The sequence below is a fragment of the Pseudomonas sp. MYb327 genome (genome assembly GCF_040438925.1).
Taxonomy (GTDB): Bacteria; Pseudomonadota; Gammaproteobacteria; order Pseudomonadales; family Pseudomonadaceae; genus Aquipseudomonas.
Window position 1 is genome coordinate 63894 of the sequence record NZ_CP159258.1, and the last position, 15685, is coordinate 79578.

10 protein-coding genes and 1 pseudogene are annotated in these 15685 nt (G+C 60.8%); 5 read left to right on the top strand and 6 right to left on the bottom strand.

Annotated features, from left to right (window positions below; translation table 11 throughout):
* Positions 1-3: 3 nt before the first annotated feature.
* The 3 genes from ABVN21_RS00300 to ABVN21_RS00310 form a co-directional block, all read right to left on the bottom strand.
* Positions 4-3105 carry a multidrug efflux RND transporter permease subunit gene (locus ABVN21_RS00300; protein ID WP_339554763.1) on the bottom strand — a complete coding sequence of 1034 codons (3102 nt, stop codon included), beginning with the start codon at positions 3103-3105 and terminating at the stop codon, positions 4-6.
* Positions 3102-4262 carry an efflux RND transporter periplasmic adaptor subunit gene (locus ABVN21_RS00305; protein WP_339554764.1) on the bottom strand — a complete coding sequence of 387 codons (1161 nt, stop codon included), beginning with the start codon at positions 4260-4262 and terminating at the stop codon, positions 3102-3104. The genes ABVN21_RS00300 and ABVN21_RS00305 overlap by 4 nt, the downstream gene beginning before the upstream one ends.
* A 480-nt stretch (positions 4263-4742) precedes the next feature.
* On the bottom strand, positions 4743-5711 hold the full coding sequence (locus ABVN21_RS00310) for a LysR family transcriptional regulator (protein ID WP_339554765.1): 969 nt from the start codon (positions 5709-5711) through the stop codon (positions 4743-4745).
* 179 nt (positions 5712-5890) lie between these two features.
* On the opposite strand from ABVN21_RS00310, the gene ABVN21_RS00315 reads away from it, so the two are divergent.
* The 4 genes and pseudogenes from ABVN21_RS00315 (at position 5891) to ABVN21_RS00330 (ending at position 10781) form a co-directional block, all read left to right on the top strand.
* Entirely contained in the window at positions 5891-7390 is a 1500-nt protein-coding gene (locus ABVN21_RS00315; protein ID WP_339554766.1) for an efflux transporter outer membrane subunit, read from the top strand.
* Between the two features lie 121 nt (positions 7391-7511).
* A pseudogene (locus ABVN21_RS00320) lies at positions 7512-9717 on the top strand (FUSC family protein).
* The gene (locus ABVN21_RS00325) at positions 9707-9907 is read left to right on the top strand and encodes a DUF1656 domain-containing protein (protein ID WP_047532914.1); all 201 of its coding nucleotides are present in this window, start codon (positions 9707-9709) and stop codon (positions 9905-9907) included. The pseudogene ABVN21_RS00320 and the gene ABVN21_RS00325 overlap by 11 nt, the downstream one beginning before the upstream one ends.
* A 10-nt stretch (positions 9908-9917) precedes the next feature.
* Positions 9918-10781 (top strand): HlyD family secretion protein, encoded by an 864-nt coding sequence (locus tag ABVN21_RS00330; RefSeq protein WP_339554767.1) that lies wholly within the window; start codon positions 9918-9920, stop codon positions 10779-10781.
* 65 nt (positions 10782-10846) lie between these two features.
* Here ABVN21_RS00330 and ABVN21_RS00335 read toward each other — a convergent pair whose 3' ends face one another.
* From ABVN21_RS00335 to ABVN21_RS00345, 3 genes are all read right to left on the bottom strand, one after another.
* The gene (locus ABVN21_RS00335; RefSeq protein WP_339554768.1) at positions 10847-11245 is read right to left on the bottom strand and encodes a DUF4440 domain-containing protein; all 399 of its coding nucleotides are present in this window, start codon (positions 11243-11245) and stop codon (positions 10847-10849) included.
* 144 nt (positions 11246-11389) lie between these two features.
* The gene (locus tag ABVN21_RS00340) at positions 11390-12214 is read right to left on the bottom strand and encodes an SDR family oxidoreductase (RefSeq protein WP_339554769.1); all 825 of its coding nucleotides are present in this window, start codon (positions 12212-12214) and stop codon (positions 11390-11392) included.
* Between the two features lie 33 nt (positions 12215-12247).
* Entirely contained in the window at positions 12248-12712 is a 465-nt protein-coding gene (locus tag ABVN21_RS00345) for a multidrug transporter (protein ID WP_339554770.1), read from the bottom strand.
* A gap of 512 nt (positions 12713-13224) precedes the next feature.
* Between ABVN21_RS00345 and ABVN21_RS00350 the strand changes: the two genes are divergently transcribed.
* Positions 13225-15663, top strand: coding sequence for an RHS repeat-associated core domain-containing protein (locus tag ABVN21_RS00350; RefSeq protein WP_339554771.1), 2439 nt, complete (start codon positions 13225-13227; stop codon positions 15661-15663).
* Positions 15664-15685: the final 22 nt, after the last annotated feature.

A 15685-nucleotide genomic window follows, 5' to 3' on the forward strand; every position in this document is an offset into this window, starting at 1 on the left:
GCCTCAGTCTGTGGTCGCCAGCGCCGCTACGGGCGATGGTTTGGGCCGATGGAATAGCCGCTCAAGCCACAAGTATATGACCGGAGTGGTGAACAGCGTCAGCGCCTGGCTCACCAGCAAGCCGCCGACGACCGCGATCCCCAGCGGTTGGCGCAGCTCGGCGCCGGTGCCGTAGCCGAGCATCAGCGGCAAGGCGCCGAGCAGGGCGGCGAGGGTGGTCATGATGATCGGCCGGAACCGCGTGAGGCAGGCCTGGAAAATCGCCTCTTCCGGTGACATTCCTCCTTTGCGCTGAGCTTCGAGGGCGAAGTCGATCATCAGGATGCCGTTTTTCTTGACGATGCCGATCAGCAGCACCAGGCCGATCAGCGCCATGATCGAAAAGTCCTGGCCGCAGATCCACAGCATGATCACCGCGCCAAGCCCAGCCGCAGGCAGCGTCGAAATAATCGTTAGCGGATGCACGAAGCTCTCGTAGAGCACGCCGAGAATGATGTACACCGCCACCAGCGCCGCGAGGATCAGCCACGGCTGACTGGCCAACGAACTCTGGAACGCCTGGGCCGCGCCCTGGAAATTGCCGCTGATTGCCACCGGCATGCCGATCTCGGCCTTGGCCTGGTTGAGCATGATCACCGCGTCACCCAAAGCCACACCGGGCGCCAGGTTGAACGACAGGTTGGCGGCCGGGAACATGCCGTCATGGGCGATGGACAGCGGGCCGATGGTTGGCGCATCGAATCTGGCCAGCGCCGACAGCGGCACCATCTCGCCGCTCAGGGGCGAGCGCAGGTAGAAATAGTTGAGGCTTTCAGCCTTGCCCCGTTGCTTGGTGTCCAGCTCCAGGATCACGTTGTACTGGTTGATCTGGGTCTGGAATTCGTTGATCTGCCGCTGGCCAAAAGCGTCGTACAGCGCTTCGTCGACATCGCTTGCGGTCAAACCGAAACGTGCCGCCGCGCTACGGTCGATGCTGATGTGGGTGATGCTGCCGCCCAGTTGCAGGTCGTTGGAAACGTCGCGGAAGGCCGGGTTGCTGCGCAGTTTCTCCGTGAGACGCTGGGTCCAGGTACTCAGGACCGCGCCGTCGTTGCTCTTGAGCACGTATTGGTACTGAGCGCGGCTCGGGCCGGAGCTGAGGTTGATGTCCTGGCCGGCACGCAGGTACAACACGATGCCCGGCACTTTCATCAGTTGCGGGCGAATCCGGTCGATGAATTCGCTGGCCGACACATCACGGTCACCGCGTTTTTTCAGGGTGATCCAGAACCGGCCGTTGGCGATGGTCTGGTTGCTGCCGGAGACGCCGACCGAGTGAGAAAAGGTTTCGACCGCAGGGTCGGCGCTGACGATTTCGGCCATCGCCAGGTGTTTTTTCACCATGTCGCCGTAGGAAATATCGGCAGCGGCTTCCGTGGTGCCGAGGACGAAACCGGTGTCCTGCACCGGGAAGAAGCCTTTCGGAATGAAGATGTAACCGCCGACTGCCAGCGCTACTGACAGACCGAAAATACCGATCATCATTTTTTGATGGGCGAGGGCGCGGCGCAGACCTTTTTCATAGAGGGCCAGCAGGCGCTCGCCAAAACCTTTCTTGCCGTGGGCACCATGCACCGGGGCGCGCATGAACAGCGCCGCCAGGGTCGGCGCGAGGGTCAGGGATACCACCACCGAAATCAGGATGGTGGAGGTGGCGGTCAGGGCGAACTCCTTGAACAATCGCCCGACCACGCCGCCCATGAACAGCAGCGGAATGAACGCCGCCACCAGCGAGAAACTGATCGACACCACGGTGAAGCCGATTTCCCCGGCGCCCTTGATCGCCGCCTCGCGCATGCCGTCGCCGGCCTCCAGGTGCCGGTGGATGTTTTCCACCACCACAATCGCGTCATCGACCACAAACCCCACGGCCACCACGATCGCCACCAGCGTCAGGTTGTTCAGGCTGAATCCCATCACGTACATCAGGGCAAAACTGGCGATCAACGAAACCCCCAGCACCGCCGAGACAATCAGGGTCGCCGACAACTGGCGCAGGAACAGCGCCATCACCGCCACCACCAGCATGATCGCGATCAGCAGGGTGATTTCCACTTCGTGCAGCGAGGCGCGGATGGTCTGGGTCCGGTCAATCAAAACCTTGACCTCCACCGAGGCCGGCAGCATCGCCTCCAGGTCCGGCAAGGCGGCTTGAATGCGGTCCACGGTTTCGACGATGTTAGCCCCCGGTTGGCGGAAGATCACCAGGTTCACCCCCGGTTGCGATCCTGCCCAGGCCTGGACGTAGGCATCTTCCGAACCGTTGACGACTTTGGCGACATCGCGCAGATGAACCGGTGCACCGTCCTTGTAGGAAACGATCAACTGGCTGTAGTCCTCGGGGTGGAACAGTTGATCGTTGGTGGACAGCGTCGAAATGCTCGACTCGCCGTACAGCGCCCCTTTGGCCAGGTTGAGACTGGTTTGCTGGATCGCCAGGCGAATGTCCGCCAGGGTCAAGCCGATGGCCGCGAGTTTGTCTGCCGAAACCTGGACGCGGATCGCCGGACGTTGCTGACCGGTGATGGCGACCTGTCCTACACCGTTGACTTGGCTGAGCTGGCGGGATAGCAGGGTTTCCACCAGGTCGCTGAGTTCCGGGCCAGGCATCAGCGATGAGTTGACGCTGAGAATCAGCACCGGGCTATCGGCCGGGTTGACCTTGCGCCACGTCGGCAGGTTCGGCATGTCCTTCGGCAGTTTGCCAGCGGCGGTGTTGATCGCGGCCTGCACTTCCTGGGCGGCGGTGTCGATGCTCTTGTCGAGGGTGAATTGCAGAGTCAGGTTAGTCGAGCCGAGGGCGCTGCTCGACGTCATCTGGGTCACGCCGGGGATGGCGCTGAATTGAACTTCAAGGGGGGTGGCCACCGATGACGCCATGGTTTCCGGACTGGCACCGGGCAATTGGGCGGCGACCTGAATGGTCGGGAATTCGGCTTCCGGCAGCGGTGCGATCGGCAGGCGGGGGAAGGCAATCGCCCCCAGCAGCACCAGCGCAAACGTCAGCAAAACCGTCGCCACCGGATGGTCGATACACCATGCGGATACCGAACCGTGGCCCTTCATTGCGCGGCCTCCGATTGCACCACTTGCGGTGGTTCGGTCAGCACTTTAACCGTGGAACCGGGCTTGAGCCGCGACTGGCCGTCGCTGACCAGAATATCGCCGGGCTTGACGCCTTTGATCGTGTCCTGGCCGCTGCTTTGATAGACCATTTGCACCGGTACGGTTTCGACTTTGTCGCCGTTTACCCGGTAGACGAAGTGCTGGTCGAGGCCACGCTGTACGACGCTGGGCGGGACCACAAGCGCATCTTTATCCAGCGCTGTCTGAATTTTTACCGTCACCAGCAGGCCCGGCCAGAGCTTTTGCCCGGGGTTTTTGAATTCAGCCTTGGCGCGGATGGTCCCGGTGTTGGCGTTGATCTGGTTGTCGATCAGGGTCAGATGACCTTCACCCAGCAGATTGCCGGTTTCGCCATCGGTGTCGGCGCCGATGTAGGCCTTGACCTGAGCGTGCTGCGGATCGGTGATCAGGCCTTGCAGGGTGGGCAGCAGCTGCTGCGGCAGGGAGAACTCCACCGCGATCGGGTCGATCTGGGTGACGGTGAACAGGCCTTGGGCGTCGGTCATGCGCAGGAAGTTGCCTTCATCCACCGTGCGAATGCCGACCCGGCCGGTGACCGGGGAACGAATCTGTGTGTAGGAAAGTTGTACCTGAGCGGCATCAATCGAAGCCTGATTGCCCTGGGCGGTGGCCTTGAGCTGGTTGACCAGCGCTTGTTGCTGATCGTAAGTCTGCTTCGAGACGCCGTCGTCGACGCTCAGCAGTTTGTAGCGCTTGAGGTTGACCAGTGCCACTTGCAGTTGCGCCTGGCTCTCACCCAGTTGCGCGCGGGCCTGGTCGAGGCTGGCGCGGATCGAGCGGTCATCGATGGTGGCCAGCAGGTCGCCCTTGGTCACCAGTTGACCTTCTTTGACCAGGATTTTGGTGAGGATGCCGTCGATTTGCGGGCGGACCACCACACTGTGCAAGGACAACACCGAGCCGATGCCGCTGATGAAGCGCGGCACGTCTTTTTCGGTGACGCTGACCACGCGTACGGGGATGGCGGTGCTGGCGGAGAGTTTGGTTTTGGCGGGTTTGCTGGCGTACCACAGGCCCAGCGCTGCCAGGACAATCAGAAGGGCGACGAGCAGGGCGGGTTTTTGCTGGATTCGCATGCGAGTGGGGCGCCAGGGCTGGGTGGTCGAAAGGTTGGTATGTTCCTTTATAAACCTGTTTGGCGGTCAGGAAGGTGACTGCTAACTGACGGCGCTGTCAGTTTGGGGAAGGTCCGTCGTTACACCGACGCTTTTCTGTAGGAGCTGGCTTGCCAGCGATGGCGGCATCACTGATACACCGCATCGCCTTGATCGCCAGCAAGCCGGCTCCTACGGGGTGGGGTGATGATGCTGATGGGTGTCTGCGTGTCCGTGTAGGAGCTGGCTTGCCAGCGATGGCGGCATCACTTGATACACCGCATCGCCTGGATCGCCAGCAAGCCGGCTCCTACGGAGTGGGGTGATGATGCTGATGGGTGTCTGCGTGTCCGTGTAGGAGCTGGCTTGCCAGCGATGGCGGCATCAGATACACCGCATCGTCTTGATCGCCAGCAAGCCGGCTCCTACGGGGCTTGGGTCAGCAACGAGTAATCGGAAAGCTCAATTGGCCACCCGCGCCCCCGCCAGGCTTCCGCTCAATTCATACGCCGCCAGTTCCGCCTGATGCGCCGCGAGAATCTCCGGCAACGATCCGCGCAGGTACTCGACCCAGGTCTTGATCTTCGCATCGAGGTATTGCCTCGATGGGTAGATCGCGTACAGGTTCAGTTCCTGCGAACGATATTTGGGCATCACTCGCACCAGCGTGCCGTTGCGCAATCCTTCAATCGCGGCATACACCGGCAATACACCAACGCCCATGCCGCTGGTGATTGCGGTTTTCATCGCGTCGGCGGAATTCACCAGGAAGGGCGAGCTGTTGATGGTGACCATTTCCTGGCCATCAGGGCCGTCGAAGGCCCATTTTTCCAAGGGGATGACCGGGCTCACCAGGCGCAGGCAAGCGTGGTTGAGCAAGTCGCTGGGTTTTTGTGCGCAGCCGTTGGCTTTGACGTAGGCCGGCGAGGCGCAAACGATGCTGTAGGTGATGCCCAAGCGCTGGGAGACGAAGCCCGAGTCCGGCAGTTCGCTGGCGAGCACGATGGATACGTCATAGCCCTCGTCCAGCAGGTCTGGCACGCGGTTGGCCATGGTCAGGTCGAAGGTGACGTCCGGGTGGGTTTTGCGATAGCGGGCAATGGCATCGATCACGAAATGCTGACCGATGCCGGTCATGGTGTGGACTTTCAGTTGTCCGGCCGGGCGCGCGTGGGCGTCGCTGGCCTCGGCTTCGGCTTCTTCGACGTACGCCAGGATTTGCTCGCAGCGCAGCAAGTAGCGCTTGCCGGCTTCGGTCAGGGCGATGCGTCGGGTCGTTCGGTTGAGGAGACGGGTTTGCAGGTGGGCTTCCAGGTTGGAGACCGCGCGCGAGACGTTGGCGGTGGTGGTGTCCAGTTGCACGGCGGCGGCGGTGAAGCTGCCGGCTTCGGCCACGTAACTGAAGGCGCGCATGTTTTGCAGTGTGTCCATGGGGTGCTCTCGGGTTCGATGGCAAATTGTGACACGAAGTTTCAGGGGCAGAGACCCCGACCAAGGGATTATCGCGTTAACGGTAACAAAGATTCACAAGAATCCCAGCTTATCGCCATTCAGGTCGCCCCATAGAATTGCGCATCCCGCAAAACCGCCCATCTCAGGAAATCGCAGCAGTGCCGCGTCGCATCAACAGAGCGCTTCAGTCGCTCAGTGTTTTGGCTTTAACCCTGGCAATCAGCGGCTGCATCGGTACCGGAGGCATTGCCCCACAAGGCAAGGCGCTGGAGGCCAATTCATTGGCCACTGACGAAGCCATCCAGAGCGCCGCCCAGGATGCTCACTGGCCCACCGCGCAATGGTGGCAGGCTTATGGCGACCCGCAACTGAATCGCTGGATCGACCTCGCCGTGCAAGGCAGCCCGACCATGGCCATGGCGGCGGCGCGGGTCCGTCAGGCCAAATCCATGGCTGGCGTTGCAGAGGCAGCCGAGTCGTTGCAGATCAACGGCGAGTCTACGCTCAAGCGCCACAACTGGCCCACCGATCAGTTCTACGGGCCCGGCGATCTGGCCAACAGCACCACGTGGGACAACAACGCGGCGCTGGGTTTCAGCTACGCCCTCGACTTGTGGGGGCGTGAAAGCAATGCCACTGAGCGTGCCGTGGACATGGCCCATATGACTGTCGCCGAGGCACGCCAGGCCCAGCTCGAATTGCAGAACAATATGGTGCGCGTCTACATCGAGCTGTCGCTGCATTACGCGAATCGGGACATCGTCGAAGCGACCCTGCAGCAGCAACAGCAAATCCTCGAGCTGGCACAGAAGCGCCTGGACGGCGGCATTGGCACGCATTTCGAAGTCAGCCAGGCCCAAACACCGCTGCCGGAAACCCACCGCCAGATCGATGCGCTGGACGAAGAAATCGCTCTGAGCCGCAATCAACTGGCCGCGCTCGCAGGCAAAGGCCCGGGCGAGGGCACGCAGTTGCAGCGGCCGACACTGTCGTTGGGGGCTGCGCTGAAACTGCCGTCGACGCTGCCAGCGCAATTGCTCGGTCAACGCCCGGATGTGGTCGCCAGTCGCTGGCAAGTGGCGGCGCAAGCGCGGGGCATCGATGTGGCCCACGCCGGTTTCTATCCCAACGTCGATCTGGTCGGCAGCCTCGGCTACATGGCCACCGGCGGTGGAGCGCTGGAGTTCTTGACCGGCAAGAAACTTAACTACAGCGTCGGCCCGGCGATTTCCTTGCCGATCTTCGACGGTGGGCGGTTGCGTTCGGAGCTGGGTGAAGCCTCGGCCGGTTATGACATAGCAGTGGCCAAGTACAACCAGACGCTGGTCAACGCGCTGAAAAATATCTCCGACCAGTTGATCCGCCGCGAGTCCATGGACAAGCAGCAAACCTTCGCCGCCGAGTCAGTGGCGACTGCGCAGAGGACCTACGACATCGCGATGATTGCCTATCAGCGCGGGCTGACCGATTACCTCAATGTGCTTAACGCTCAGACGCTTTTGTTCAAACAGCAGCAGGTGCAGCAGCAGGTGCAGGCGGCGCGGTTGAGTGCGCATGCCGAGCTGGTGACGGCGTTGGGCGGCGGGCTAGGGGCCGGCAATGATGTGCCGAAAGACAGCCAGACCGCTGCACCGAAAACCCCGAGCCTTTTGCGTTGAACACAATACCTGTGGGAGCCAGCCTGCTGGCGATGAGGGCAGCACATTCAACATTGATGTCGACTGATACTCCGCTATCGCCAGCAGGCTGGCTCCCACAGGTTTCACAGAGCAGCAATCCATGACTCCTTTGCCCGCCCCCTTGCGCTGGCTGTATTCCCTGGAATGGCGCCGGGGTTTCTTCGACTGGGCACGCAGCGACGGCGTGACCTGGGTCTACATTTTCAAGGTATTGATCGCGGCGTTCCTGACGCTGTGGCTGGCCATGCGCCTGGAATTGCCGCAACCACGCACGGCGATGATCACCGTGTTTATCGTCATGCAGCCGCAAAGCGGCCAGGTGTTCGCCAAGAGTTTCTACCGCTTCCTCGGCACACTGACCGGGTCAACAGTGATGGTGGCGCTGATTGCCTTGTTCGCGCAGAACACCGAACTGTTCCTCGGCTCGTTGGCGATCTGGGTTGGCATATGCTCGGCGGGCGCGGCGCGTTGCCGCAACTTCCGTGCGTACGGATTCGTGCTGGCCGGTTACACGGCGGCGATGGTCGGCTTGCCGGCGCTGGCGCATCCGGACGGCGCGTTCATGGCCGCGGTCTGGCGGGTGCTGGAAATTTCCCTGGGGATTCTCTGCTCGACCCTGGTCAGTGCCGCGATCCTCCCGCAAACCGCCAGCGCCGCCATGCGCAACGCGTTGTATCAACGCTTCGGTGTGTTCGCACTGTTCGTCACCGATGGCTTGCGCGGACGCAGCCGGCGAGAGGCGTTCGAAGCCAGCAACGTGCGCTTCATTGCCGAGGCGGTGGGCCTGGAAGGGCTGCGCAGCGTGACCGTATTCGAAGACCCGCACATGCGCCGGCGCAATGGTCGTCTCAGCCGCCTGAACAGCGAATTCATGGGCATCACCACACGCTTCAACGCCTTGCATCAGTTGCTGGAGCGCCTTCGCGATGGCGGTACCGACCCTGCGGTGGCGGCGATCAAACCGGGGTTGCAAGACCTTGCCGAATTGCTCGACGGTTTCAGCGGTCGTGCCCTGACCAGCGCCGACGCAGCGCGTCTGGTCACGGCGCTGACGGCTTACAAGGAAGGCTTGCCGGCGCGGGTGCGCAGCCTGCGGGCGATCTTCCAGGAAAGCGATCCGAGCGACGCCGAGCAACTGGATTTCCACACCGCGTACGAACTGCTGTATCGCTTCGTCGACGACCTGCACAGTTATGCACAGACCCACGCGTCCCTCGCCGATCACAGTCACGAACGCGAGCGCTGGGACGAGCCATTCACTCCACAAACCAACTGGCTGGCGTCGGCGGCTTCGGGGATTCGCGCGGCGTTCATTCTGGTGGTGCTGGGCAGTTATTGGGTGGCTACGGCGTGGCCGAGCGGGGCGACCATGACCTTGATCGCTGCGGCCACGGTTGGCCTGTCCGCCGCGACACCCAACCCGAAACGCATGGCGTTCCAGATGGCCTGCGGCACCTTCCTCGGGGCGTTGATCGGCTTCGTCGAGATGTTTTTCATCTTCCCGTGGATCGATGGTTTTCCGTTGTTGTGCGTGATGCTGGTGCCGGTCATCGTGCTGGGCTCGTTCCTGACTTCGCGACCGCAATACGCCGGGGTCGGGTTGGGCTTGCTGATCTTCTTCAGCACCGGATCGGTGCCGGACAACCTCACGGTCTACAACCCGTACACCTTCATCAACGACTACATCGCCATGGTGCTCGGCATGTTGGTGTGCGCGGCGGCGGGGGCGATTATTTTGCCGCCGAACAGTCGCTGGTTGTGGCGTCGTCTGGAGCAGGATCTGCGCGGCCAGGTGGTGTACGCGATCAGCGGCAAGCTCAAGGGGCTGGCGTCGAGCTTCGAAAGCCGAACCCGTGACCTGGTGCATCAGGCCTACGGCTTCGCAGCGGGGCAGCCGCAGGTGCAGCGGGATCTGTTGCGCTGGATGTTCGTGGTGCTGGAAGTCGGGCACGCGATCATCGAATTGCGCAAGGAACAGGCGATCCTCCCGGTGCATCCGGCGTATGCCGAATCCCAGCCGTGGCGCCAGTCCATCCGTGTGATGGGGCGTGCACTGGTGCGGCTGTTCCTGCAACCGGGGCAGAGCAATCTGGAGCGCGCCTTGATCGCCGTCGACCATGCGATCAGCCGCGTGCAAGCCACTGACGAACCCTTTGCCCCGCACTTCGACACGTCCGCGTTGCGCCGGGTGAAGAGCTACCTGCACTTCATCCGCACTTCGCTGCTGGACCCGCAATCACCGCTCGCCGGCTACATGAAATGCGAATGCCTACACCAAGCCCCAAGGACTTGAACATGCCTCGTGAAATCGCCTTCCACGGCGTGTACATGCCGACCATGACCCTGATGTTTTTGATCGCGGCGGCGTTGGCCTGGGCGCTCGACCGGTTCCTGTCCGGGTTCGACCTGTACCGCTTCTTCTGGCACCCGGCGTTGCTGCGCCTGAGTCTGTTTACCTGTCTGTTCGGCGCATTGGCGCTGACTGTTTACCGTTGAGAACGTCCCGATGAAAAAGCTGTTCAGCCTGCTCGCGACCCTGTTGGTTTTGGCCCTGGCGATATGGATCGGTCGCACACTCTGGGTGCATTACATGGAGACTCCCTGGACCCGCGACGGCCGGGTGCGCGCCGACATCATCAACGTCGCTGCCGACGTCACCGGTGAAGTGGTGGACGTGCCGGTGCGTGACAATCAATTGGTGAAAAAGGGCGACCTGCTAATGCGCATCGACCCCGAACACTACCGTCTCGCCGTCAAACAGGCACAGTCGCTGGTGGCCTCGCGCAAGGCAACGTGGGAGATGCGCAAGGTCAATGCCCATCGCCGTGCCGACATGGACAACCTGGTGATCTCCCGGGAAAACCGCGACGACGCGAGCAACCTCGCCGACTCGGCCCTGGCCGATTACCAACAGGCCCAGGCGCAACTGGAAGCCGCCGAACTCAACCTCAAACGCACTGAAGTCCGTGCCGCCGTGGACGGTTTCGTCACCAACCTCAATGTCCACCGCGGTGACTACGCGCGCATCGGCGAAGCGAAAATGGCCGTGGTCGACATGAACTCGTTCTGGGTCTACGGCTTCTTCGAAGAAACCAAACTGCCCCACGTGCGTGTGGGCGATAAGGCCGACATGCAGCTGATGAGCGGGGAAGTGCTCAAGGGCCATGTGGAAAGTATTTCGCGCGGCATCTACGACCGCGACAACCCGGAAAGCCGTGAGCTGATCGCCGATGTAAACCCGACCTTCAACTGGGTGCGTCTGGCGCAGCGGGTGCCGGTGCGGATACACATTGATGAAGTGCCGGAGGGCGTGCTGTTGGCGGCGGGGATTACGTGTACGGTGGTGGTGAATCCCGCGGCCGGCGAATAACTGCGAGACAGAAACGACCTTGTGGCGAGGGAGCAAGCTCCCTCGCCACAATAACTAGCGATGCGTCAGCCCTGGCAAAACGTTTCGTGCAAATGCCGCCAGAGCAACTTGCCATCCGCCTGTTTCTCGAACACCACGGTCGAGCGGCGATCAGAATGCAGTCCGGTGGCATCGGTCTGTTGCTCGCGATAACTGACGGTCGCGCCTGAGTCGTGCAAGGCGATGCCACACAAGTCGCTAAGCTCGATGCGAAAGCCGAGCTTCTTGCCGCCCGCCATCTGGAACAACTCGTTCAGCGCAGCAAAATCCAGCACCCGGCCCAATGGCGAAACCATGGAAAATTGCGGTGAAAATCGTGCCAGCAGTAGGTCGAGTTCGCACGTGTCGCGCTCTTCTGACAGCCATTGTTCGATAGCGACGTGGGCCTGGATGACTTCGTCGAAGTATTGGGTGTAGTCGGTCATGGGAGTGTGGTCACTGTAGGTTTCAGACAGGTTCGGGATTATCGCTAGCAGGGCAGACGTCATCGCTGGCAAGCCAGCTCCTACAGGTTCCGCGGCGCTGATCGCTGTAGGAGCTGGCTTGCCAGCGATGCAGGCGACGCGGAGTCAGAGCTGCCCACGCAACCCGAAGCGCTTCATCAACCCCGACTCCAGCAAGCCCTTGGGCAACAGACTTGCCATCAGCGGCAATGCCCGGCTGCCATTGCCGAGTCGCACCAGCCGAGGCGGCTTGCTCTGCTGCACAGCCTTGAGCAAACCGGCAGCAAATTCGCTGGCCGGTGTCGGGTTGTCCTGAGAAGCCTTGGCCCGTGCACGAATGCCTTCACGCAGCGGGAACCACGGCGATTGCTCGCTGATCAACTGCTCGGCTTCATGGCCGGCATTCTTGGCAAAGCTCGAAGCGATGGCGCCGGGCTGAACCTCCATGACCCGAACGCCAAAAGGCGCCAGCTCCATGCGCAAAGCATCGCTCAAGGCATGCACCGCTGCTTTTGATGCACAGTAAGCGCCGGCGAACGGGGTGACCAGAACCCCCGAAACGCTGCCGATGTTCACAACGATCCCTTTGGCCCGACGCAACACGGGAAACAACGCGCGGGTCACGCCAACGATGGCAAACACATTGGTTTCAAACTGACGTTGCATCGCCTGCACGCCACCATCGAGCAATGGCCCCATGGCGCCATAACCGGCGTTGTTGATCAGCACATCGAGACCGCCATGTTGCTGGTTGATCCTTTCGCTCAGTTGTTCGAGTGCCTGGCCATCGTTGACGTCCAGTTGCACGGCGGTGAATCCCGCGGCAGTCAGCGCCTCCACGTCTTCAGCCTTGCGAGCACTGGCCCACACGGTATATCCCGCCGATTTGAAGACATCGGCAAGCGCGCGGCCGATGCCGCTGGAACATCCGGTAATCAACGCAACGGGCATGGCGCGTTCCTTGTGCAAAAAGTGGGGGAGTGATCAGTCGGAGAAACTACCCTGCAAACGCTCGGCACGAAACTCCAGGGTTTCCGGTCGGTAGCCGGGACGCAGCGGCGGCAGCGGCAAACAGTCTTCCCAGTTGCCGCCGGCCTGCAGTTCACCGGGGCCACGATAGCGCGGGGCGGTGTATTGATTGTCGGCGAGATTGACCGTGTCGCCCGGCGCATAAGCCGCGACACGCCAGCGCAACTCGGTCAGCGGCACGTCATTGCCGTTGTTCATGGTCAACTTCAATGGGCGGTCGGCGGGGCAGTGTTGCGGCGCGTAGCTGATGCGCAACTCCAGCCGCTGCAATTGCTTGAGTTCGCGGTGGTCCATCCAGATCACCCACGTGGCAACCACGCCCAACCCCACGGCGGCGGCCATGGAAACGGGCAAGGCCTTGGCGGGATAGCGCAGCAACAGGATCAGCCAGGTGATGACCAGCAGGACGCCGATGAACATGACGCAAAACCTCAGGGGTGGAGACAGTCATCCTACCTAAGCGCGGGTGGGATTGGCGATGGGCGATGCACCGTCGCAGGGGATGAAGACCGTCTATCGAGCCTGTAATTTGTGACAGTAGCCAAGTGTTTGGTCGGCAGAGTTTGATAGGCACACTATTCAAGGATGGACTTTCCTTGCCCAAATCAGCGTCTGCCCACCGCCATACACCGACCCTGACGGCGATCGAACCTCGGGGGCTGGCGGTGCGCGTTGTGGGTTACTTGCGTGAAAGCGACAGCGCGGCGCCTCTGGTTAATCGCACGGTCCATGACTCGGCAGGGCGAAGGACTGCGCAATGGGATCCGCGACTTTTTCTGGACATATTGGCGCTAGCCAATCTGTCTACGATTTACGGCTTGTCCGGTACCGTGTTGTGTACGAGCAGTGTCGATGCCGGGTGGCGAATCGGGTTGTTTGGCGCGGCGACTCAACCGATACAGAACTGGGATGGCCGGGGTTCTCAGCGGTGGATGCAGTACGACGAGCAGCTGCGACTCTCCGCGCTGTTCGAGACGTCAGAGGACGGCGAAGCGATTTGCGTGGAACGGTTAAGTTACGGCGAAAGTGACCAATCATTCGCTAACCACAATCAGTGTGGGCAACTGATCCGTCACGATGATCCGGCGGGTACTCAGTTGTTCACGGAGTTTGGTTTGAACGCCGCGGCGTTGGTGCAGACAAGGTATTTTCTGCGTGATCTGGCGATGCCCGACTGGCCCGAATCGATAACGGATCGTGAGCGAATGTTGGAGCCTGGTGACGGCGCGAAGACCCGCTCGCACTTCAACGCGCCGGGCGAGGCAATCCAGCAGACCGACGCCAAAGGCCACCGCCAATTTTTCAGCCAGACCCTCGACGGCCAATTGCGCGCGGTTCGCCTGCAACTCAGTGGCGAGCCAACAGCGAAAACTCTGGTGAGCGCCATCCACTACACCGCCCACGGCCAGACCGGACGGGAAGTGGCCGGCAATGGCGTAATCACCACGCTGGAATACGACGCGCAGAATGGGCGCCTGACCCTTCTGCAGGCGTTACGCAGCGATCAAGCCCTGCAAAAACTGCACTATGCCTACGACCCGGTCGGCAATGTGCTCAGCATCGAAGACGCCACCCTGCCGATTCGTTACTTCGCCAATCAGCGCGTCGAGCCGGTCAGTCGCTACTGTTACGACACGCTTTACCAATTGATCGAAGCCACCGGCTGGGAAGCCGGGACAGCCAACAAAGGGCCGTCGTTTTCGACCTTCGATGATCCCTCACCCGTTGCCAACTACCGCCAGCGTTATCGCTACGATCAGGGCGGCAATCTGCTGGAGCTGATTCACGAAGGCCCACAACAGCACGGTCATCGTTTGGTGGCGGCGGCGCACAGTAACCGTTGCTTGCCAGTGCTTGCGGGGGTGGAACCGGATGAAGCGGACTTCCGTCACGGCTTCGATGCCAATGGCAATCTGCTCAACCTGCAACCAGGTCAGGCGCTGAACTGGGACCCGCGCAACCAGTTGCGCGAGGTGCGGCCCGTGGAGCGCGACTCTGGTCTCGATGACTATGAACGTTATGTCTACGGTGCCGATGGCCTGCGCGTGCGTAAAGTCCGCTCGCTACAAACCAATGCCCGAACGCTGATTTCCGAAATCCGTTACCTGCCGAATCTTGAACTTCGCAGCCACAGCGGCACGGGCGAGGTGTTGCAAGTGATCAGCGTCCAGGCCGGGCGCAGCAGTGTGCGGGTGTTGCATTGGGAATCAACGCCGCCCAAGGACAGCGCCAATGATCAATGCCGCTACAGCCTGAATGATCATCTGGGCTCCTGCACCCTGGAACTCGACGATGCGGGTGAAGTGATCAGCCAGGAGCGTTATCACCCGTTTGGCACGACCGCGTGGTTTGCTGGAAGAGGGGAGGTGGAGGCGAGTTTTAAAACCGTGCGTTATTCGGGAAAAGAGCGGGATGCGACGGGGCTTTATTATTATGGGTTCAGGTATTACGTGCCTTGGCTGCAGCGGTGGATTAATCCTGATCCCGCCGGCGGAATTGATGGGCCTAACCGATACCGAGCAATGCGAAACAATACACTCATCTATCTGGATAGAGACGGTCGTGTTGCGGACGAAGCCATCCCGATTACAAGGCCTGATCGTATTTACTACGAGATGGCAGAGCAGAATCTCGTGCATCCCCTGCAGGCCGCTGGTATGCAGCCCATTCGCAATTATTTTGCGGATAGCTCTGATCCAAATGTTCAGGCATACCGCAGTGAAATACCCATAGCATTGGCAGAACTCGCAGCCCAAGACAATTCTCGGTTAATGAATACTCATCACGCTCATGTAATTGCTGCTGCCAGGACTAATACCGCGTCGCCTTCTGGGGCTCTGCTGTATCACTCGGGAGAAGCGCTCTCCTCGGCAATGAATATGATCATTGGAGAGGCGCCTACCAGTCGAGTCATGGGACCCCTTTCAGTGGCGTTCAACAGTCCCGTCGAAGACCCTCAGTTACTTGCCGCAAGGCGCAACGCTGTGGCCACGACCTTTGGTGTAGTAGGGAAGATGATGTTGAGAGCTCGGCATCCCCTAGCACGTGTGGTTGGGGCGTCGAGCGTTGCAATGGGAAATACGATGAATGTCTCGGAAGCCCAGACTGTCGTGCAATACAAGATGTTGGGCTCACAAGTTATGCCTGTGTTGTCAAAACCTCTTGAGAGCGTACTCGTGCCAAGTGTGGAACATATGGTTACGGCCCATCAAAAACTAGTTCTGTCAGAAAGCGAAATCCCGATTGTCGCGGCATCAAGCACCATGGTGCAGCAGTTGTTCGCAGCGGCATTTCCTGGCTCAACGATTAACCTTGATCCGCACGACGGTCACTCGGTTCTTCTGGGAGAACCTCTAAGGCAAGCTTTTTGACGGGCGCGTAAATACAAAAAGC

Bases quoted from the DNA above. Each gene is read 5' to 3' on its own strand.
- ABVN21_RS00300 (WP_339554763.1), bottom strand. From the start codon at position 3,105: ATGAAGGGCCACGGTTCGGTATCCGCATGGTGTATCGACCATCCGGTG.
- ABVN21_RS00305 (WP_339554764.1), bottom strand. From the start codon at position 4,262: ATGCGAATCCAGCAAAAACCCGCCCTGCTCGTCGCCCTTCTGATTGTC.
- ABVN21_RS00310 (WP_339554765.1), bottom strand. From the start codon at position 5,711: ATGGACACACTGCAAAACATGCGCGCCTTCAGTTACGTGGCCGAAGCC.
- ABVN21_RS00325 (WP_047532914.1), top strand. From the start codon at position 9,707: ATGCCTCGTGAAATCGCCTTCCACGGCGTGTACATGCCGACCATGACC.
- ABVN21_RS00330 (WP_339554767.1), top strand. From the start codon at position 9,918: ATGAAAAAGCTGTTCAGCCTGCTCGCGACCCTGTTGGTTTTGGCCCTG.
- ABVN21_RS00335 (WP_339554768.1), bottom strand. From the start codon at position 11,245: ATGACCGACTACACCCAATACTTCGACGAAGTCATCCAGGCCCACGTC.
- ABVN21_RS00340 (WP_339554769.1), bottom strand. From the start codon at position 12,214: ATGCCCGTTGCGTTGATTACCGGATGTTCCAGCGGCATCGGCCGCGCG.
- ABVN21_RS00345 (WP_339554770.1), bottom strand. From the start codon at position 12,712: ATGTTCATCGGCGTCCTGCTGGTCATCACCTGGCTGATCCTGTTGCTG.
- ABVN21_RS00350 (WP_339554771.1), top strand. From the start codon at position 13,225: ATGCAGTACGACGAGCAGCTGCGACTCTCCGCGCTGTTCGAGACGTCA.